This window comes from Acidobacteriota bacterium (assembly GCA_035529075.1).
GTDB lineage: Bacteria > Zixibacteria > MSB-5A5 > GN15 > FEB-12 > DATKXK01.
Map to the genome: position 1 here is coordinate 83,626 of DATKXK010000013.1, position 20,685 is coordinate 104,310.

Annotated in this window: 20 protein-coding genes; 1 reads left to right on the forward strand and 19 read right to left on the reverse strand. The window is 60.4% G+C overall.

Going from position 1 to position 20,685, the window contains the following annotated elements; all coding sequences use genetic code 11:
* Window positions 1-44: 44 nt before the first annotated feature.
* The 3 genes from VMY05_07415 to VMY05_07425 form a co-directional block, all read right to left on the reverse strand.
* Window positions 45-779 (reverse strand): class I SAM-dependent methyltransferase, encoded by a 735-nt coding sequence (locus VMY05_07415; GenBank protein HUV30896.1) that lies wholly within the window; start codon window positions 777-779, stop codon window positions 45-47.
* A 123-nt stretch (window positions 780-902) separates the two neighbouring features.
* Window positions 903-1,688, reverse strand: a complete 786-nt coding sequence (locus VMY05_07420; protein ID HUV30897.1) for an enoyl-CoA hydratase-related protein — start codon at window positions 1,686-1,688, stop codon at window positions 903-905.
* Between the two features lie 37 nt (window positions 1,689-1,725).
* Window positions 1,726-2,211, reverse strand: coding sequence for a GNAT family N-acetyltransferase (locus tag VMY05_07425; protein HUV30898.1), 486 nt, complete (start codon window positions 2,209-2,211; stop codon window positions 1,726-1,728).
* Between the two features lie 201 nt (window positions 2,212-2,412).
* On the opposite strand from VMY05_07425, the gene VMY05_07430 reads away from it, so the two are divergent.
* Entirely contained in the window at window positions 2,413-3,615 is a 1,203-nt protein-coding gene (locus VMY05_07430; protein HUV30899.1) for an acyl-CoA dehydrogenase family protein, read from the forward strand.
* A 17-nt stretch (window positions 3,616-3,632) separates the two neighbouring features.
* Here VMY05_07430 and glmS read toward each other — a convergent pair whose 3' ends face one another.
* The 16 genes from glmS to rpmF all read right to left on the reverse strand — a co-directional run bounded on the left by glmS (window position 3,633) and on the right by rpmF (window position 20,669).
* On the reverse strand, window positions 3,633-5,459 hold the full coding sequence (glmS, locus tag VMY05_07435) for a glutamine--fructose-6-phosphate transaminase (isomerizing) (GenBank protein ID HUV30900.1): 1,827 nt from the start codon (window positions 5,457-5,459) through the stop codon (window positions 3,633-3,635).
* 15 nt (window positions 5,460-5,474) lie between these two features.
* Complete coding sequence (gene glmM / locus VMY05_07440; protein HUV30901.1) at window positions 5,475-6,833, reverse strand: phosphoglucosamine mutase; 1,359 nt, start codon at window positions 6,831-6,833, stop codon at window positions 5,475-5,477.
* 147 nt (window positions 6,834-6,980) lie between these two features.
* Window positions 6,981-7,781: an inositol monophosphatase family protein gene (locus VMY05_07445; protein ID HUV30902.1), complete on the reverse strand. Its 801-nt coding sequence runs from the start codon at window positions 7,779-7,781 to the stop codon at window positions 6,981-6,983.
* Window positions 7,778-9,610, reverse strand: coding sequence for an ABC transporter ATP-binding protein (locus tag VMY05_07450; GenBank protein ID HUV30903.1), 1,833 nt, complete (start codon window positions 9,608-9,610; stop codon window positions 7,778-7,780). Before VMY05_07450 ends, VMY05_07445 begins: the two co-directional genes overlap by 4 nt.
* Window positions 9,610-11,373: an ABC transporter ATP-binding protein gene (locus VMY05_07455; GenBank protein HUV30904.1), complete on the reverse strand. Its 1,764-nt coding sequence runs from the start codon at window positions 11,371-11,373 to the stop codon at window positions 9,610-9,612. The genes VMY05_07450 and VMY05_07455 overlap by 1 nt, the downstream gene beginning before the upstream one ends.
* Before the next feature lie 43 nt (window positions 11,374-11,416).
* Window positions 11,417-13,678 (reverse strand): hypothetical protein, encoded by a 2,262-nt coding sequence (locus VMY05_07460; protein HUV30905.1) that lies wholly within the window; start codon window positions 13,676-13,678, stop codon window positions 11,417-11,419.
* A gap of 68 nt (window positions 13,679-13,746) precedes the next feature.
* Complete coding sequence (locus tag VMY05_07465) at window positions 13,747-14,112, reverse strand: cupin domain-containing protein (GenBank protein HUV30906.1); 366 nt, start codon at window positions 14,110-14,112, stop codon at window positions 13,747-13,749.
* A gap of 79 nt (window positions 14,113-14,191) precedes the next feature.
* Window positions 14,192-14,977 carry an electron transfer flavoprotein subunit beta/FixA family protein gene (locus VMY05_07470; GenBank protein HUV30907.1) on the reverse strand — a complete coding sequence of 262 codons (786 nt, stop codon included), beginning with the start codon at window positions 14,975-14,977 and terminating at the stop codon, window positions 14,192-14,194.
* Between the two features lie 134 nt (window positions 14,978-15,111).
* On the reverse strand, window positions 15,112-15,861 hold the full coding sequence (gene rnc, locus VMY05_07475) for a ribonuclease III (GenBank protein ID HUV30908.1): 750 nt from the start codon (window positions 15,859-15,861) through the stop codon (window positions 15,112-15,114).
* Window positions 15,862-17,112, reverse strand: coding sequence for a beta-ketoacyl-ACP synthase II (fabF, locus tag VMY05_07480; GenBank protein ID HUV30909.1), 1,251 nt, complete (start codon window positions 17,110-17,112; stop codon window positions 15,862-15,864). It abuts the gene before it with no gap.
* A 42-nt stretch (window positions 17,113-17,154) separates the two neighbouring features.
* On the reverse strand, window positions 17,155-17,397 hold the full coding sequence (gene acpP / locus VMY05_07485) for an acyl carrier protein (protein ID HUV30910.1): 243 nt from the start codon (window positions 17,395-17,397) through the stop codon (window positions 17,155-17,157).
* A 36-nt stretch (window positions 17,398-17,433) separates the two neighbouring features.
* Window positions 17,434-18,168, reverse strand: a complete 735-nt coding sequence (gene fabG / locus VMY05_07490; GenBank protein HUV30911.1) for a 3-oxoacyl-[acyl-carrier-protein] reductase — start codon at window positions 18,166-18,168, stop codon at window positions 17,434-17,436.
* Window positions 18,169-18,178: 10 nt separating this feature from the next.
* Window positions 18,179-19,111, reverse strand: coding sequence for an ACP S-malonyltransferase (gene fabD, locus VMY05_07495; GenBank protein HUV30912.1), 933 nt, complete (start codon window positions 19,109-19,111; stop codon window positions 18,179-18,181).
* 4 nt (window positions 19,112-19,115) lie between these two features.
* A complete protein-coding gene (locus tag VMY05_07500; GenBank protein HUV30913.1) occupies window positions 19,116-19,286 on the reverse strand; it encodes a hypothetical protein in 171 nt (56 codons plus the stop codon).
* Window positions 19,287-19,359: 73 nt separating this feature from the next.
* Window positions 19,360-20,454, reverse strand: a complete 1,095-nt coding sequence (gene plsX / locus VMY05_07505) for a phosphate acyltransferase PlsX (GenBank protein HUV30914.1) — start codon at window positions 20,452-20,454, stop codon at window positions 19,360-19,362.
* Between the two features lie 32 nt (window positions 20,455-20,486).
* Window positions 20,487-20,669 carry a 50S ribosomal protein L32 gene (gene rpmF / locus VMY05_07510; GenBank protein ID HUV30915.1) on the reverse strand — a complete coding sequence of 61 codons (183 nt, stop codon included), beginning with the start codon at window positions 20,667-20,669 and terminating at the stop codon, window positions 20,487-20,489.
* Window positions 20,670-20,685: the final 16 nt, after the last annotated feature.

The window sequence follows — 20,685 nt, forward strand, 5'->3', positions numbered from 1 at the left end:
GCCGGTGTCGGGGGTTCAACCAGCGATCCCGCCCTGCCGATTTGCTACGGCTTCAGTCCAACAAGAAGGCTCCCCTGATCGGTATGCTCGTGCACGGGGTAATCATATTCCTCGGCGGCAAACCCGGCGGCCTCCATCAGGTCCAGCCAGCGCTGCCGTGGAAACAGGCCGGTTACGTGCAGATCCTGCTCCACCCGCACTTTTCCCCCTTCGCGGATAAAGAATATAAAAAGCGTCTCCGTGGTGGTGTCGTCGGGGTCAGGATCATACTCGTATTGGACGTACGTCAGTTCGGTGGTTCCGTCGCTATGGGTGCCGTGCCTCATGAACCCGTCGGCAAACGTCTCTTTGAAATTATCCGGCGACATGACAAGGATACCGCCCGGTCTGAGGTGCATCCAGGCCGTGCCGAGCACCGCCCGCAGGTCGTCTTCGGTCAGCATATAGTTGATAGCATCGTGGATCAGGACGGCGTCAAAGAGCCTGCCAAGCCGAACCGTGCGCATGTCGCCCACGTGATGCTCCACGCCGGGGTTGAGCTTTATCGAGTTGGCCAGCATTTTCTCAGAAATATCGACCGCCACGGCGCTGAAATCCGAAGTCAGATGCGACAGGTTGTTCCCCCCGCCGACGCCGAGCTCAAGGATTTCGTGCCTCCCCTGCCCGAGCTTTTCACGGATCGCATTCCGCCAGAACGAGGCCTCGTGGGCGTAGTCTTCAGGGGCGCTGATCAACGGCCACAGGTGGGCAAACTCATCGTACATCCTGTTGGTTTTCACAACCATCTCCGTTCAGACACGTGGCAACGTCAGCTGGGTCGGGGCAACCCCGCCCCCACGATGACGCCGACGGCGCAAGGACAGACTTTGACACTCCCAGGATCATCACCGGGACAGTCTGTATCAGTGCCCGGTAAACTTGGGCTTGCGCTTCTCCTGGAAAGCTTCCATGCCCTCGTTCTTGTCGCCGGTGCCGCACGTCTGCCCAAAGTTCACCTTTTCGAGATCGCAACCCGCCGTCAGGTTGACATCAAGACCACGGTTGATGCACTCCTTGGCGATAGCCACGGCAACGGGCGCCTTGCCGCAGATCAGTTTGGCCATCTCCATCGCCTTATCCATCAGTTGATCCAGCGGGTAGACCTCGTCGGCCAGGCCGATCCGGTGGGCTTCCGCGGCAGAGATTATTTCCCCCGTGAAGATCAACTGCATGGCCTTACCCCGCCCGACCAGGCGCGGCAGACGCTGGGTACCACCATAACCGGGAATGATGCCCAGGTTGACCTCCGGCTGGCCGAATCTGGCGTTTTCGGAGGCCAGACGAAAATCACAGGCCATGGCCAGCTCGCAACCGCCGCCGAGGGCGAAGCCGTTGACGGCGGCAATAACGGGCTTGGGAAAGTTCTGGATGGTCTTCATCAGGTACTGTCCGCGAGCGGCCAGTTCCGTTCCCGAGCGGGCGTCCAGTTCGGCCAGTTCCGGTATGTCTGCCCCGGCCACAAACGCCTTCTCACCGGCCCCGGTCAGGATCACACACTTCACGGCGTCATCAGACCAGTGGTAGCTGAAAAGCTGTTGAAGCTCGGCTACGGTTTCTTTGTTCAGCGCGTTGAGCGCGCGCGGCCGATTGACGGTAACGACGAGAACATCGTCCTTTTGTTCCACCACAAGGTTCTTGTACTCGGTCATGATTGGGTCCTTCATCTGTGTATTGGCGATTGCACGACTATTCTCGTATTCCCACACTGCGCATCATTTGCAGGCCCTCGGAAATCGCTCCGGCGCCGATCAGCTCGAACTTCGCCTTGAGACAGCAGCCCAGGACCTCTTCACTGCCCGGGTTGAGGTTGAGCAGCACCTTTGTAACGCCCCGCCTCGAGGCCGCCCGGCTGTAAAGCAACTCCAGCATCTTGCTGCCGTAACCCCGGCCGCGCTTGTACTGGTCGACAATCAGGTGAACGATCTCGACGGCGCGCTCGATCTTGCGGTCCCACAGCTCACCGTAAGCCACGGGCTTGCCTTCGCTGAAAAGAAGATAAGCAGTCACCCCCGGCCGCTGCCAGGAATCGACAACATCGTCCGGCGGCGGGTACACCGTCCCCCGACAGACACTGGCATACGTCTCGGCGGAATCAATCCAGGAACGAACCGCCGTGGAATACTCGGCGGTGTACGGAACAATATCGGCCTTAACGCGTGTCGAATCGCTCACTGGGTCTGTCACCGTCCCATCTTGAGAATCTGCAGTATAGCAAAAATTGCCCCCGCGAGCAAGCCGGCCGAGCCCGGAAGGTTTCATGCCGTCCACCCCGGGCACGTCGGGGAACCGAACTTTGACCGCAATTGACACCGTCGGGGCGATTGCCTATATACAGACACGGCCTCACACCCCGAAAAAGGAGCAAAAGAGTATATGATAGATTTCAGCTTTACGGAAAACCAGTTGGCCGTCAAAGACATGGCCCGCGAACTGGCGTCAAGGGTGGTATCGCCCACTATCCAGGAGTACGACAGGGAGCAGAAGATGAACCCGGACCTGCTGCCGGCCATGGCCCAGGCTAACCTGCTGGGTTTCTGCATCCCGGAAGAATACGGCGGCCTCGGCATGGACTATATTTCCCTCGGCCTGGCCTGCGAAGAACTGGAATACAGCGACACCTCCGCCCGCGTCATCCTTTCCGTTCACATCGGCCTGTTCTCCCTGCCGGTACTGACCTGGGCCGATGAGGAGCAAAAGCGGAAATACCTGGTTCCGGCGGCAAAGGGTGAAAAGGTGGCCACGTTCGGCCTGACCGAACCGGCGGCCGGTTCCGACGCCGTCGGCATCCAGACGACGGCCGTCCGGGATGCCGACCACTGGGTGCTCAACGGCGAGAAGATGTGGATTTCGCTGGCCGACGTAGCCGACTACTTCCTGATATTCGCCTGGACCGACCAAGAGAAAAAAAGACGGCGGGATCATTCCGGCATCTCGGCCTTTATTGTCGAGCGTGATTTCGATGGTGTGACCACGGGCGCCATTCACGGCAAACTGGGCGTGCGCGCCGGCAACACCGGGTACATCTCGTTTCAGGACGTCAGGGTGCCGGCCGGCAACCTTGTCTATCGCGAAGGGCAGGGGTTCAAAATCGCGATGTTCTGCCTGGACCAGGGGCGCTACACCGTGGCGGCCGGTTCCTGCGGCCTTATCCGGGCCTGCCGCGACGCCTGTGTGAAGTACTCGGGCGAACGGAAGACCTTTGAAAAACCCATCGGCGAACATCAGCTCGTCAAGCAGATGATTGCCAACATGGAGGCAGGCTATGAGCTTTCTTCGGGCCTCTGGCTCAAGGCCGGGTGGCTGAAGAACCGGGGAAAACGCTCGACCAGGGCCACCTCGCTGGCCAAGTGGGTCGCCTGCCGGGAGGCCGAAGCCGCCGCCGCCAACGCCGTGCAGGTGTTTGGGGCCTACGGGTTCTCGGACGAGTACCCGGTCGAACGCTTCTACCGCAACGCCAAGGGAGCCTCAATGTACGAGGGAACGCGGGAGATTCACACCCTCATGCAGGCCGAGTACGCCCTGGGGATACGCCAAGACAAGGAACTCGAGCGCGACCTGCCGGTGGTTGAGCAGTGAAAGGAAGCGGTTCAGCCCTACTCCACCGTCACGGACTTGGCCAGGTTGCGGGGCTGATCGACGTGGCACCCTCGCAGAACGGCCATGTGGTATGCAAGCAGCTGAAGCGGGATGACCGAAAGTAGCGGCGTCAGCCGCCGGTTGGTGTGCGGCACGTAGATGACGTGGTCGACCCGCTCGGCTATTTCTTCGTCACCCTCGGTGGCAATGGCAATCACCCGTCCTCTTCTGGCCTGGACTTCGGCGATATTCGACATCACCTTGTCGTACACGGTGTCCTTTAACGCAATCACGACGACGGGCATGTTCTCATCGATGAGCGCAATCGGGCCGTGTTTCATTTCGGCGGCGGGATACCCTTCAGCGTGGATATATGAAATCTCCTTGAGCTTGAGAGCGCCCTCGAGGGCCACCGGGAAGTTGATCCCGCGGCCGAGATACAGGAAATTGTTCTTCTTGTAGTACTCCTTGGCGATGTCCTTGATGGCCTTCTCCGTCTCGAGTATACGCTCGATCTGCTCGGGAATCTTCTCGATGGCCGCGATCATCTCCCGACCCTGCGTGACCGAGAGTTGGCGCATGCGACCGAGCAGGTTGCCGATCAGGGTCAGCACCATGACCTGCGAGGTAAAGGCCTTGGTGGAGGCAACGCCGATTTCCGGCCCGGCGTGGATGTACACGCCGCCATCGGATTCACGGGCGATGGTTGAGCCGACTACGTTGACCACACCGAGCACGGTGCAGCCGCGCTGCTTGGCCTCACGCATGGCCGCCAGGGTGTCGGCCGTCTCGCCGGACTGGCTGACCGCAAGAAGCACCGTGGCTTCGTCGACTATCGGTGACCGGTACCGGAACTCGGATGCATACTCCACCTCAACCGGTATGCGTGCCGTCTCTTCGATCATGTACTCGCCGATCAAAGCCGCGTGCCACGAGGTACCGCAGGCCGTTATGATAACCCGCTTGATGCTGTGGAGCTGGTCGTACTGAAGGTTAAGGCCGTTCAGGCGGGCAATCCCCTTTTCGCGGTCAAGGCGGCCGCGGATGGCGTTGCGCAACGTGGCCGGCTGCTCGTGGATCTCCTTGAGCATGAAATGATCATAGCCGCCCTTCTCGATCATATCCAGCGACCAGCTTATCTCCTGGACGCGCGGGGTGATACCGACCCTCTGGATGGTGGTAATCTTGTAATCCTTCGCCGTGACTGCCGCGATTTCGCCGTCTTCGAGATATACCACCCGCTTCGTGTGCTCCAGCATCGGTGAGATGTCCGAGGCCACGAAGTTCTCACCGTCGCCGTCACCGATCACAAGCGGTGATCCCATGCGAGCGGCGACAATCAGTCCCGGATGACGCGACGAGACGACGGCAATGCCGTAGGTGCCCTCAACCTCCGTGAGGGCCACGCGCACCGCCTCGGTAAGATCGCCGTTGTAGTGGTAGTGAATCAGGTGAACCAGGATTTCCGTATCGGTTTCGGTTCGAATAACGTACCCCTGGCGTGCCAGGTACGCCCTGAGGGTGCGGTAGTTTTCGATGATGCCGTTGTGAACCAGGGCAATCTCGCAGTTGGCATCGGTATGGGGATGGGCGTTCAATTCGCTGGGCTCCCCGTGGGTTGCCCATCGCGTGTGCGCAATGCCGTGTGTGCTGTCATACTTCTGGTCACCCAGGACGGCCTCGAGTTGGCTGATTTTGCCGACCGACTTGGAGATCATCAGCCCGTCACGGGTCAGCAGGGCCAGCCCGGCGGAGTCATACCCGCGGTATTCCAGACGCTTAAGGCCCTTGAGCAGGATCGGCTGCGCCTGCTTGCCCCCAACATATCCGACAATTCCACACATTTGACGTTCTCTTGATTATATGAAGTAGCTCATGACCTTCGCGTGCAGGGCACGCGTCAGTTGCCTTTCGCTGGTCTCGACTATCAACCTGAAAATCGGCTCCGTATTCGATGCCCGCAACTGCAACCAGCCATCCGCAAAGTCAAAGCGCAACCCGTCACGACGGTCGACTTTCACCTTTCCGAGCAGCCGGTGTGCTTTTGTTTCGAAGCGTTTGAGTCTGATGGCGAAATCACCCGGAAGAGACGCTTTGGACTTTATACTATAATACCTGGGAAATGTTTTTGCAAGCTCCGAAAGGCTGCCGGTTCCTCTCGCCAGGGCCTGCAGCACCAGGGCCGAGGCGATCAGTGCATCGCGACCCGCATGGAAAGCGGGAAATATCACGCCGCCGTTGCCCTCACCGCCGATCACCGCCTTTTTCCGGCGCATCGCCTCCACCACGTTCGACTCACCTACTTTGGAGTAAGACACCCGTGACCCGAGCGCCTTGGCCACGTCCGCCGTAGCGCGCGACGTGGAAAGGTTTATCACGGTCGGTCCGTGCACCCGCTTGAGCACTTCGAGCACGGCAATGGTAAGGGTGAGTTCCTCCCCTATGGGTCTGCCGCGCTCGTCCACCAAGGCCAGCCGGTCGGCATCCGGATCGCACGCCATCCCGAGATCGGCCTGGTGCCGCTGCACCGCCTGCGCCAGCTGCCGGAGGTTTTGCGGCACCGGCTCCGGACCACGCACAAAGTTGCCGTCGGCGTCACAATTGATTGCGAACACCTCGACGCCGAGCTTTTCCAGAAGTTTCGGCAGGGCAACCGACCCGGCACCGTTGACGGCGTCGACGACAACTCGGAATTTCCGCCTCTTTATGGCCGGCCGGTCAAGTATTGACAGACTCAGTATTCTCTTGATGTGACGGTCGATCCACCCCTGCCAGCACGTGAACTTACCCAGCCGGTCGGCCGGACGGTAGGCAAAGCGGCGATGCGTGAGAATGCCCTGTAGCGACTCGAACTGCCGGGGCGTTATGAACCGGCCCGTGCCGTTAAAGAACTTCAGGGCATTCCATTGAGCCGGGTTGTGCGACGCCGTCACGCAGACACCGCCCGACGCCCCAAGCTCGCGGACCGCGATCCCGACGGTCGGTGTCGGGACCACACCGATATCGACCACGTTTACGCCGACGGAGACCAGCCCGGCCGTCACGGCCCGACGGACCATATCGCCGGACGGCCTGGTGTCGCAGCCTACCACCACGGTGCCGTTTTTCAGCAAGGTGCCGAACGCAGCTCCGTACGCGGCCACGAGTTCAGGGTCAAGCCCGCTGCCAACAATGCCGCGAATGCCCGACGTTGACGCTATGAGTTGCCGCTTCTTCATACCTACTTGTATCGTACTATCCCGTCCCGGTTTGAGAGCAAGAAACGAATTCGGACCGCTGTTGGCAAACTACTTTCGGATCAGTAATCAGGCATTCACCAGAGAAACCGCGCCGCGTGGCGGTCCGACCGGGCACAGGGCGGCAGCCTACCGGCCGTGCAGGATCGCCTTCATGGACCGGTGCAGGTGGCCGTTGGAAGCCAGAAGGTCCTCGTCAAAAACGGAGTAAGTTCGCCCGTCCAGGCGCGTCACCCTGCCGCCTGCCTCCGCCACAATGACCACGGCCGCGGCCGTATCCCAAGGGTGAAGATACAGCTCCCAGAAACCGTCGATTCTTCCCGCCGCCAGCCAGCAAAGATCGATGGCGGCCGACCCCGGTCGCCTGAGGCCCTGGGCTTTCTTGGACATGCGGGCGAACAGGCCGAGGTTGTTTCGTCGCGCGCTGCCGATGTTGTACGCAAAGCCGGTCGCAAGCAGGGCGCGCTCCAGATTCCGCTGTGTCGAGACCCGAATCCTGCGGCCGTTCAGATAAGCCCCGAGACCCCGGCCTGCCGAAAACAGCTCTCGCCGCTCAGGATCGTACACGCAGCCAAGCACCGGCCGGCCCTCGTATTGAAGCCCCAGCGAGACGCAGTAGACCGGGAAACCATGTGAGTAGTTGACGGTCCCGTCCAGCGGGTCCACGAGCCACCGATAGGCGGCCTCCCTTGATACCGCACAGCCTTCCTCGCTCAGGATGGCATGGCCGGGCCAGGTCTTTTCAATCCGGCCGATAATGTACCTCTCGGATTTCAGGTCGTACTCCGTCACGGGGTCTATCCGGCCCTTAAAGGAGACCCGGACAGACCGGGCAAAGCCCCGCCTCAGGATATCGCCGGCCTCGGTGGCCGTTTGCCCGGCAAACGCCAGCAGCCTTCTCAACTCGGCCTTCGACGGCTTTTCCTTCATCGTCCGGCTGCTCCCGTTTCCAGTGAAGTCGCGACGGTCTCATTCTTGTACTGCATGAGATACAGTTTATGGTAAATCCCCTTGCGGGCCAGCAGCTCGTGATGCCGGCCCGACTCACGCAACCGGCCGTGATGAAGGACTATAATCTTGTCAGCTTTCTCGATGGTGGAAAGGCGGTGCGCGATCACTATGGACGTTCTGCCTCTGAGAAGTTCGTCAAGGGCTTTTTGAATCAGTTGTTCCGTTTCGGTGTCGACGGAGCTTGTCGCCTCATCGAGTATCAGGACGTCGGGGTCAAAGGCCAGAGCACGCGCGAACGAAAGCAGCTGCTTCTGGCCCGTCGAAAGCGTCGCCCCCCGTTCCCGGACCTCGGTGTGAATGCCGTCGGGAAAACGATCCAGGAAACGGGTAAAGCCGACCCGGTCGAGCGCCCGGCGGACCTGCTCGTCGCTGATACCGGTGTCGCGGAGCCGCACGTTTCCCGCCAGGTCGCCGCTGAAAAGAAACACGTCCTGCAGCACCAGCCCGAGGTGGCCCCGCAACCGGGCCAGTGGAAGCTCCCTGATGTCCGTGCCGTCAAACTTTATGGAGCCTTTCTGGTAATCGTAAAAGCGGTACAGCAGGGAGATGAGCGAACTCTTGCCTGCCCCGGTGGCTCCCACGATGGCCACCTTCTGGCCCGGTTCGACCTCAAAGGATACATCCCTGAGCACCCAGTCCTCGTCATGATAGGCAAACCACAGCCCCTCCACCGATATCCTTCCCCTGAACGGACCGTCCTCCTTACGCTCCGCCGGCGGTTCAACGGCCGGCTGGGTGTCGAGAAGTCCGAAAATCCGCTCGGATGAGGCCATCGAAGCCTGCAGAACGTTGTACTTTTCCGAGAGGTCACGAATAGGGCGGTAGAACATCTCGGTGAGCGTGATGAAAGCGACCAGTTGCCCGAAGGTCAGCAGTCCGCCCTGAATGCGCATGCCGCCGAAATACAGAACCAGGGCAACAGCCAGCGTGCCGATGACCTCCACGACGGGGAAATAGACTGCATAGTAATAAATCGAGCGGAAATGAGCCGCCCTCAGGTCGGTGTTGATGGCGTCAAACTGCTCGAACGTTTGCTTTTCGCGCGTAAAGAGCTGCACCACCCGTATCCCCGTGATATGCTCCTGGAGAAAGGCGTTCAACCGGGCCACGCGCCCGCGCACCTCACGGTAGACGTTGCGCACCTTGAGACGAAATATGAACGACACCGCGGCCAGCAGCGGCACGACCGCAAACGTGATCAGGGCGAGTTGCCAGTTGAAATACAGCATGGCCCCGATAATAAGGGCCAGCGAGAAAACGTCACCAATGATCGTCACCACGCCCGATGAGAACAGCTCGTTGAGAACGTTCACGTCACTGGTGACTCTCGTCAGCAGGCGCCCGACGGGATTCCTGTCAAAGTAGGATACGTGCAGCCTCTGTATATGACGGATCACCTGCGTGCGAATGTCGTGCAGCACCTTCTGTCCGAGCCAGATAGTAATGAACGTCTGCGCATAGCGAGTGGCGAAGGCCAGCAGCACCGCACCCAGGAAGGCAAGAGCGTACAGACCGAGCCGGTCCACGCGGCCTTCGGCCGACAGTTGAACGTTCTTGATGGCGTCGTCAATCGCCAGCTGGGTCAGCTTGACGAACGAGATCTGCAGCACGGAACCAACCAGAAGAAGGAGAATGGCAAGCGTGACAATCGGTCGGTGCGGCCGCAGGTAGGCCAGCAGCCGTTTCATCAGCCGCGCGTCGTACGCTTTGCCCAGCGCTTCTTCTTCGTGGAATGATCCAGCCGCCATTAGAGCCGCTCCAGTTCCATGGCCAGAAGTTGCGAACGATACAGACGTGCATACCGGCCGTCGAGAGGCATCAACTGCTCGTGCGTCCCCTGCTCCGCTATCCGGCCGTCTTCGAGGAAAAGAATCACGTCCGCATCCTTGACCGACGAAACGCGGTGGGAGATTATCAGGGTTGTGAGGTTCCGCACGTGCTCATGAATCCGCTGATTGATCTCCTGTTCGGTCTCGGTGTCAACCGAGGAGGTGGCGTCATCGAGGATCAGGATGGCCGGTCGGACCAGCAGTGCCCGGGCGATGGCCGTACGCTGTTTCTGCCCGCCCGAAAGCGTGATCCCGCGTTCGCCCACGACCGTTCCGTACCCGCCGGGAAACTTGTCGATGTCGGCCGCCAGCGCCGCCACCCGGGCCATACGCGCAACCTCGTCGTCGCTCACCCCTTCGCGTCCGAACGCTATATTGGCCCGTATGGTATTGGAAAAGAGAAAGGGCTCCTGGGTGGCAAAACCGATCTGCCGCCGCAGCGCCTCCAGGCTCCAGTCGTTGATGTCAACGTCGTCAATAGCTATCCGTCCGCGTTCAACCGGGTAGAGCCTGACCAGCAGCGACACGAGCGTGGTTTTGCCGGAGCCGGTCAGTCCCAGCAGGCCCACCGTCTGGCCCGGCTCAATTGTAATGCTGACGTCTTTTAAGACGGGCTCGCCGTTGTAACTGAACCGGAGATGGTGCAACGCTATCTTGCCCCTGATCTGTCCCCTGTTGAGATTGCCGCCGACGTCCCTTATCCCGGGGCGGGTAAAAAGGATCTTGTTGATCCGATCCAGCGACGCCGTTCCTCTCTGGTAGAGCGATACGACCCACCCGACGGCCATGAGCGGCCAGAGCAGCATGCCCAGGTAACCCAGGAAAGCTACAATGGTCCCCAGCGGTATGCTTCCGTCTATCACCAGCCGGCCTCCGACGTACAGGACGGCCAGGGTCAGACTGAGGCCGATAGTCTGGATGAGCGGGAAAAACGTCGCCTGGAGCTTTCCCATGTCGACGTTCAGGTCCTGGTAGACACGGGACAGGCGGCCGAAGTTGGCAGCCTCGGCGTCCTCCTGGCGATAGGCCTTGACCACGCGAATACCGGCGAGGTTTTCCTGGGCGGTCGCGGTCAGCCGGGCGAAGTGCTCCTGAATCTGGACCGATTTCCTGTGCACGAGATTGCCCAGCCGGTTCACGGCGAACGGCAACAACACGGCCGGCGCCAGCGCGTACATCGTAAGCTTGGGCGAGAGGAAAAGCATCATGGGCACCGATATGAGCACCGTGATGAGCGTATTGGACATATGCATGATGCCGGGACCGGCCATCATGCGCACCGCTTCGATATCGCTGGTGACCCGCACCATAATGTCGCCGGTACGGTTCTGGTCATAGAACGACGGCGAGAGGGTCTGCAGGTGGGCTGCCAGCTCTCCCCTGAGGTCGTACTCCAGCCGCCGCGACATCCAGATGATCGTCCGGCGGGTAAGGAAACGGAACACCGCGGCGCCAAGGGAAAGCCCTACCATGATCAGCACCCACAGGCCGATCTGCTGCAGCGGGGCGCCGGCCTCGAGCAGGTCAACGACGATTTTGCTGATATACGGTGTCAGCAGCATCAGGCCGTTCGTCAGAACCAGCACAATGCCGCCCGCGACAAGATACCCCCTGTAGCGGCGAAGGTATTTGACAAGGGTACTGAAACGGCTGCGTTCCGGCCTGGTACTGTCCTCAGTCACTGCACAATCTCAATGGTAGCAGAGTCTTAAACAACTGTGACGGTCAATAGTTCAGCATGTTGGAAAACAGGTGGATGGCCTCGAGGTTCAGTTCCGAGATCATCTCGATCAGGGGCAGACCGCAGTAAATTATCTGGCCATCCCCCAGCCGGGAGACGGATAGCAGCGTAGCCCCGGTAGGGGTAACGTACACGCATTCGGCAGGCGCTACAATCGCAGCGGAAACGTGTCGCCGGCGGGCAAACGCAGCCAGCAGGTCACTTTCGTTGATGGCGTGTGGCTGGATGAGAATCCGTGCCTGGCTGATGCGGTTGAGCAATTCCGACCCGTCCACCGACTCCTGGGCGGGAACCAGTGATACCGGGAGAACACCCTCCGGCCAGTCACCCGGCTGTCCGAACACCACCAGTGACCCGCCGTACCGAAGGTAGTCCTCGACCCGACCTTTGATCCGGCGAAACGACGGGTAGTCACGGAGCGCACCCGAACCGATGATGATGACGTTGTAGGCGTCAAGGTCGGCGGTCAGCAGTGAACGGTCGGTCAGCGGCTGGAAGGCGGCATCGGTCATGCGCAGAATGTCTTCCAGAAGGCCAGTGGTGTCCGGCAGGAATCCGACCTTCACCTTATCATCGATGCGACAGGATGCGATGCGAATGCGGCCTGTATCGACGGCTACCTGCCGGCCGTCAACTGAAAGCGAAACGATCTGTTCGTGGATGCCCAGCTCAAACAGGTTCGAAACGGAAAAGGGTATGCGCACCGTCTGCTGCGTGTGCCCCTTATCGAGCTGCAACTCCTGGCGGTAGGCTCCGGCGAACACCCCCCGCGGCGTAACCAGGTCAAGCTTCACTATCCCGTAGTAGTGCCTGGGCTTGGTGATTACCACTTTCCAGTTCATGGAGGCCACTACCTTGTCCACGTTCAGGCGGGCAAACGGCTGAATGAGGTGAAAGTCCGGTTGGAAACGAACGTCCAGGTCGGGTGCCTCCCATATGGGTACGGTCGACGACACGGCCAGCGGAAGTCGCCCGTACGCGAGTTCCGCCGTAAACAGCAGCGATTCGGGCATCTGCGCCTCGAGGCGAGCCCGGTCAACGTCTATCAGGTATTCGCGCACGAACGATTGATGCGGCTCAACCGTATGCTGGGCGGAATCAAGCACTTCCGGCACCGTGTCCCAATACGGGTGAAAGCGGACCTGCGAAAGCACAATCTCCTGCGGACCGTCCACCGAGAGAGAGGCTCGAAACTTCAACTTCGGTCCGTGCGGAGAATCGCGGAGGACAATCTCCCCCTGCCAGTTCATGCCGACTTCGTGCAGTACCGCGCGCTGCGCTCTGTCGCGCAACCGGCGCAGGTACGCGGGGAAACCCGGAACGTCGGAAAGATCTCGCTCTGATTCGACCTGCTCGAGCAGGGTCACGAGATCTCTGAAACCGGCCATGATGTTCTCCACCCGCTTCCGGCCGACGCTGTTCTGCGTCAGGCCGAAAAACGACAGGAAATTACGAACCCGCTTCTGGAAGGCCTGCCTCGCAGCTCCTTCGGCGAGAACGGAATCGATGACCGCCGGGAGCCGGATCGTACGCAGCCCGGAGAGGAAGTCGGGGTCCTGCCGCACCGACGGCAGGGCATGCTTGATCAATTCGTACCGGACCAGGCGCTCCGAGGGCAAATCGGCAGGCCGAAGCCATGAGTATAACGACGTCACCTCGGTTAACATGCGCTGCCGGTACCGCGCGTACAGTTCGTGAGCGTTGAGCGTGACCGTTGTCAACGGCTCGTACGGGTACGTATCGTCACCGGACCGCCGGTAGATCTTCATGATGTTAAAAATGGCGGCGGTGTCCTGCGGCAACTCCGCCAGCCGCAGCGCAAGCTGCCGGCACTGGGCGCGGCCGCCGCTCTCTCCGAGGATGACGATATCAGGCCGTCGCTCAGCCAGAAGGCTCGCCAGCACGGAATCGACGGCCGTAGAATCGTTCGCATCGGCGAAGAACGTGTGCAGGTACAGTCCCCGGCCCTCGACCTCCCGGGTGGCCACCCCGAAACCGGAGCCCACGCCGAACGTCACCAGGTCCAACCGGCAACCGTAACTGTCGTTAAGATAGTAGAGGGTGCCCCAGTCTACGCTCTCCGGCTCGTCGAACAGGTACATGACGCGGATGTCGCACAGGGCGTAAGCGGCCGGATCGGCGGCACGGGCACTGCCGCCGCTGAAGCTGGAGAGATTGAACGCGATCAGCAGGCAAAACGAGAATGCCGCTGCGCGCACCATGCCTTTGCTTACCAACTTGCTCATGCCGAAATATATCCGACCGCGAGAACCGTTGTCAAAGTTGAAATTCCGACCGGGCTGCACGGACCGCATCATCCGAGGACCTCTTCGTCATCGGCGCGCCAGGCCGGGTCGACAATGCACAGAAACATCAGATCCGACTCTCCCGTGTTCTCAATCCACTGCACGCAGCCGGGCGGAATGTCGACGGCATCCCCCGCCGCGACGTCGACCTGCTCATCGTCGACGCGCATTCGGCCCTTACCGGCCACGATGTAGTACACCTCGCTGGCGGCCAGGCGGTGCTTTATCGACGCCTGCCCGGGCGCCACGACGGCCCGGGCCAGAGAGTAACGCCCCGAGAACCGGTAGTCGCGGCCCGGATGGAAAAGCTCCCGCAGGCGGGTACCGTCACCGGCAATGATCTCCTCGCAGTCGTGCAGTTTTCGGATCAGCACAGCGCGCCTTTCCTCAGACCGTATATCGGCAGTACGTACTACCCCAAAGAAAAAAGCCGCCGGGTGGCGGCCTTCTTTCTCATATAACCTGGTTGTCCCGCAGCTTGCTGAACAGCTTGTCGGCGATCTCCTCCGGCGTTTCACCTTCGATGATCTCCCCCTTGGGTCGCGGGGCAGGCGCCGAAATCTTGACCGTCTCGGTTCTGGAGTCGGCACCGATGCCGGAACCGTCCAGATCGAGATCAGCCGCCGACCATTTTGTAATGACCTTCTTCTTCGCCGCCATCTTACCTTTTAGCGACGGCAGCCGAGGCTCGTTGATTTCTTTGACAACGGACACGACGGCCGGCAGCCTGACCTCGACGACGTCATAGCCCTCTTCGGTCATGCGAAAGACCGTCGCTTTGCCATCGCCGATACTCTCGAACTTCTTGACGAACATCACCTGAGCGAGATCGAGACAGCCGGCCACCGCCCCGGGTACCTGCGCGGAATCGGAGTCGACCGCCTGCTTGCCTGCCAGCACGAGGTCGAAATCCCCTAGTTTCTTAAGGCCCGCGGCCAGGATTTTGCCGATCGCCTGAGGGTCTGAGTCGGCAAACCGCTCGTCGGTCAGCAGGTAAGCGTCGTCGACTCCGAGGGCCATGCAGGCACGCAAAGCCGACTCGGTCCGATCACTGCCGACGGACATGACGACGCACTGACCGCCGGTCTTTTCCTTGAGCCGCAACCCCTCCTCAACGGCAAACTCATCGTGCGGGTTTACCACACCCGGCCCCTGCGGCAGAACCACCGTGTTAGCCGCTTCGTCAACTTTTATCAACGCTATCTCGGGGACCTGCTTAACAAGCACAACGATATTCATGCAAACCTCATCTCGCGTCGCGAAGTCACTTGGTTTTGACTCCAAATATGGCTAATCCCGACCGCATTGTCAAGAATGGGTCGCGGCGGTCGAACCGGCGTGCAACAGGCACGCGCCCGGAGACCCGTGTGTGGTCAGGCGTCATGGTTTTCGTAATACTTCAGAGCCTGGCGAGCGGCTTTCTGTTCGGCCTCCTTCTTGGACAGCCCTCGACCCTCACCGACTTTACGCTGGCCGACCGTCACCACGACATGAAAAACCTTTTCGTGGTCGGGGCCGCGCTCGGCGATCACGTCGTAGCGCGGCATGCCCTCTCCCCGGGATTGGATGAGCTCGAGCAGGTCTCCCTTGAAGTTCCACTGCGACGTATCGGAGAGAATAGACTCGCGGCGAGAGTAGATCAGCCTCAGCACCAGTTCCCGCGCCACCTCGAGGCCGCCGTCCAGAAACACGGCGCCGATAACCGACTCAAAAGCGTCGGAAATAATCGAAGCGCGCTCGCGGCCGCCGGTCTTTTCTTCTTCCTGCGACAGCCGGATGTACCGGTTCAGCCCGATCTCCGAACCCACCTGGGACAACGTCGTCTCGTTGACGAGCATGGCCTTTGTCTTGGTCAGGTCTCCCTCGCGCTTCCTGGGCTGGTCGCAGTACAGTTGATGCGCGATGATAAGTCCGAGCACGGAATCACCGAGAAACTCCAGACGTTCGTTCGAAGGCAAATAGTAAGTGCTTGCCCCCACGTATGAGCGGTGAGTAAGACTGAGTTCGAGTAGCCGTCGATCCCGAAACCGGTAGTCGATCAACTCCTCAACCTCACCCGGGTTCATCTCCGGGCGGGTAGTTGGTGAAGAGAACAGGCCTGTGAATTTGCTCCAGAAGCTCATCTACCTGCTGCCATCGAGCCTCCCGACCGCCAGGGTGACATTGTGCCCCCCGAATCCGAAGGAATTGGACAGCGCATAGTTGACCGTCCACTGACGCTTGATGTTGGGAACGATATCCAGATCGCACTCCGGGTCCGGGTCGTCGAGGTTTATGGTCGGATGAAGCATATTGTGCTCGATCGACTTAAACGTCGTCACGAGTTCAACAGCGCCCGCTGCACCGAGCAGATGGCCGGTCATTGACTTGGTGGAATTGCACGGTACCCGTGCGGCATGCTCGCCAAGAACCGCTTTTATGGCCTTGATCTCAACGATATCGCCCAGAATAGTGCTGGTGCCGTGAGTGTTCACGTAGTCGATCTGTTCCGGTTTGAGGCCCGCGTCGGCCAGAGCAATCTGCATGGAGAGCCGGGAACCATGCCCTTCCGGATGCGGCGCCGTCAGGTGGTAGGCATCAGCCGTCATGCCGGCGCCGAGAATCTCGCCGTAAATCCTGCCGGCCCCCCGCCTGGTCGCGTGCGCAAGCGATTCCACGACCACGATAGCCGAACCCTCGCCCATAACGAACCCGTCGCGCCCCCGGTCAAACGGCCGCGATGCCTTCTCCGGTTCATCGTTGCGCGTCGACATCGCCTTCGCCTGGCAGAACCCGGCCATCGAGGTCGGTGTGATCGTCGCCTCCGAACCGCCGGCGATCATGACGTCGGCCTCGCCCCGCTGAATGATGCGGTAGGCGTCCATAATGGCGTGGGCCGACGAGGCGCAGGCAGATACGGTGGCGTAATTGGGACCGCGAAAACCGTAACGCATCGACACCATGCCTGCGCACATGTCGATTATCATCATGGGGATGAAAAACGGTGAGACGCGACTCGGACCGGACTTGACCAGCCGGGTATGCTGGGCTTCGAAGGTCGAAATCCCGCCGATCCCGGAGCCGATCACCACGCCGCAACGATCGAGGTCAAGCGTGCTGAGGTCCAGCCCGGCATCTTCGACCGCCTGCACACTCGCGGCGATGGCATACTGCTCCGCCGGGTCCATGTGCCGAAGCTCTTTTCGGTCGATGTAACGAGTGGCTTCAAACCCCCTTACCTCGCCTGCGATCCGGGTCGAGTACTCCGAAACATCAAACCTGGTCACAGCCCCGACTCCGGACCTGCCCTCCAACAGCGCGTTCCAGCACTCGTCGACGGTGCAACCGAGAGGCGTAACAACGCCCATACCGGTGACAACGGCTCTCTGGTTCATAACGTTGGTCAGCTTCTCCTGCTGCGCTTCGGGCGAGCGCCCTTAGGTAGTCTTGGATGTAGCTTGATTGATGTACTTGATAGCGTCACCGACGGATGTGATTTTCTCTGCGTCTTCGTCCGGAATCTCCAGGGAGAATTCCTCCTCCAGGGCCATTACCAATTCTACCGTGTCAAGCGAATCAGCGCCAAGGTCCTCAACGAATTTGGCGTCTTCCTTGACCTGGCCGGCGTCCACACCAAGTTGCTCTACAATGATCTCTTTGACACGCTCTTCAACTGACATTGCTGACTCCTTATAAATGATTCTCTTGTTTACTTCTTACACCGTAAGGCCGCCGTCCACCGTCAGAACCTGGCCGGTGACGTACGAAGCGTCATCGGACGCGAGAAACAGCACCGCGGACGCAACGTCGTCCGGCACCCCGGCACGACTGACCAGCGCCCTGCTGAGAAACGCCTGCCGGGCTGACTCCGGAAGACTCTTGGTCATCTCGGTCTCAATAAAACCCGGAGCCACGGCGTTGACGGTGATTCCGCGAGGGGCCAGTTCCTTGGCAGCCGATCTGGTCAGGCCGATCAACCCGGCTTTGGACGCCGAATAATTGGCCTGCCCCACATTGCCGCTGAAACCTATTACGGAACTTATATTAACAATACGCCCGGAGCGTTGTTTCATCATTATCTTCCCGGCTGCCTTGGTGACAAGAAAGGCTCCCTTCAGATTGATGTCAAGCACCGCGTCCCAGTCTTTTTCGTCCATACGGACTATCAGGTTGTCGCGCGTGATCCCGGCGTTATTGACGACTATGTCCACCCGCCCGAACTCGCGCAGGGTCCGCTCGAACAGGTCGGCCACGGTCCCGGCGCTGGCCACGTCCACCGTGACGCCCACCGCGCGGCCGCCCAGCCCGGCCGCTACGCTGTCAACCTGGTCCTGGTCAAGGTCGCTGATTACGACCCTGGCCCCCGCTTCGGCAAACCGCTCGGCGATCCGCCGGCCTATCCCACGCGCGGATCCCGTGACGACAACGACCTTATCCTGAAAAGTCCCCATCCTGCTCCCCTCACACCGCAACGGACGCGAACGCCTTAATGTCCTGCAGGGTATCGAGATTAAGCACTTGTTCGGGACGCATTTCTCTCCTGGCCAGCCCGCTGAGCACCTTGCCGGGACCGATCTCGATGACGTGTGTGACGCCCTGCGCCTTCAGAAACGCCATCGTCTGGGCCCACTTCACGGGGGCCGTCACCTGCTCGACCAGCAATTCTCGAACGGTCCGGCCGTTGACAACAGCGCGGGCGGTCACGTTGGCCACCACCGGAGTTTCGGGAGCCTCGATCGACACCGAAGCCAGATACTCACGCAAACCGGACCTTGCCGGTTCCATTAGTGGTGAATGAAAGGCCCCGCCGACCTCGAGCATGATGGCACGCTTGGCCCCGGCCTGCCGCGCCAGTTCCACGGCGTGTTCGACCGCCGCTACCGACCCCGACACGACCACCTGCGTGGTCGAGTTGAAGTTGGCGGGAACCACCACCCCCGTAACCGACGCCTGCCGGCAGATGTCTTCCACCGCCTCAGTGCTCAGCCCCATGGTCGCAGCCATGGTACCGGGGTTGAGGACACATGCCTCCTCCATCAGCGCCGCCCGCCGGACAACGGCCTTGATCGCGTCCGGAAACGTCAGCGACCCGCTGACGGCCAGGGCCGCATACTCCCCGAGGGAGTGCCCGGCCGCGTAATCAAAGTCCGCCAGGTCGTCCCTTATCAGGGTTAATACCGCCAGCGAATGCAGAAGGATGGCCGGTTGCGTGAAACGCGTGCGCCTGAGGCGGTCGGACGGTCCCTCAAACGACAGCCTGGCTATATCCTCGCCGAGTTCATCGCTTGCCAGGTCGTACAGCGTTCGCACCTCGGCGGAGGCATCGTAAAGTTCCTTGCCCATCCCTACATATTGGGAGGCCTGGCCGGGAAACAAGAGTGTTGTCTTACTCACGCCGCTACCGCCTTTTCCCCTGCATGGCGCAGGTGTTGGAGGGCAACCGGTAGCCGGGAGTAACGGTCCCGCAGATGAGCATCTGCACTTCCTCGCCGTTACATCTGGCCATCGCCAGGGCCCCCTTGCACGCCTGCACGGCCATGTCGGAGTTCATGATTTTTGCGCTTGCCACTCTATGCCCTCTGGTACCCGTGCGACTGATTATCCACTTGTCGGAGGTATTCACTATTTTCTCGAGGTCGATGTTAGTGATCCGATCCGGCGGAACATATGATCCGGTTTCCGAGATTCTGGCCCTTACTTTTCGCCCCATCATTCTTCCCAAAGTGGTTGGTTATCAACTCATCATGGATGCGCTCAGTGATCTTCTTGGTCGCCATCTCGTGCGCCACCACGATCGCCCGTGTTATCGCTTTAACGTTGGAAGACCCGTGGCAAATGATGACGATTCCGTTGACCCCGAGGAGGGGAGCCCCGCCGTATTCAGCGTAGTCAAAGGTGCTGCGCATGCGGCGCATGAACGGCAGCATCAGCATCACGGCAACGCGGGAAAAGACGTTGGTCTGAATCTGCCGGTTCAACGCCTTGACAAGCAGCGGCTGCACCGACTCGGCGAACTTCAGGAGAATGTTGCCGGTGAACCCATCCGTGACCGCAACGTCAACCGTGCCGGAGAGTATGTCACGTCCCTCTATATTGCCGACGAAATTGATCTTGGAACTCTTGAGTAACTTCTGCGCGCTGAATATGAGCTCGTTGCCCTTGCTCCGTTCCTCGCCGATCGATATCAGGCCCACCCGGGGGGCCTCGTGATCAAAGACCACCGAAGAGTAAACCGATCCCATCACCGCGAACTGTGAAAGGTGATTCGGCCTGCAGTCGGCGTTGGCGCCGACGTCGAGAACGACGGTGGGACGGCCGGTGCTGGTCGGGAATACGGTCGTGATCGCCGGCCGGCTGACGCCTTCGATGCGACCCAGGGTCACCAGAGCCGTGGCCATGACCGCACCCGTGTTCCCCGGCGACACAAACGCCACCGCCTTCCCGTCCTTGACGAGACGAAGTCCGATGGCCACGGAACTGCCCCGCTCCCGCACCCCGTCGGTGGCCGACATGTGCATTGGAATGATCTTCTCGGCATGGCGCACGGAAACATTTCCGGGCACGCCGGGAATCCGGCCCAGCACGCCGCGAATACCGTCCTCCTGCCCGACCAGTATGACGTGGAGAGGCTCGCCGATCTTGCGGGCGGCTTCCACGCCGCCGCGCACGACCATATCCGGGCCGCAATCCGATCCCATGACGTCAAGCGCGATCGTTTGTTTCAGGTCCGGTGCCATGTGGTTACTTTCGCCGTAACGCCGATCGGGGATCAGACTTCCTTGATCGAGATCACCTGCCGGCCGCGGTAAAAGCCGCAATGCGGGCATATGTGATGCGGCAGGCGGGATTGATGACAGTTGGGACACTCGCCCACGTTGGGAGCCGACACCTTCCAATTGGTGCGGCGCTTACGTCCGCGCGTTCTCGAATGTCTGCGTTTGGGTAAAGGCATCTGCGGCTCCTATTCT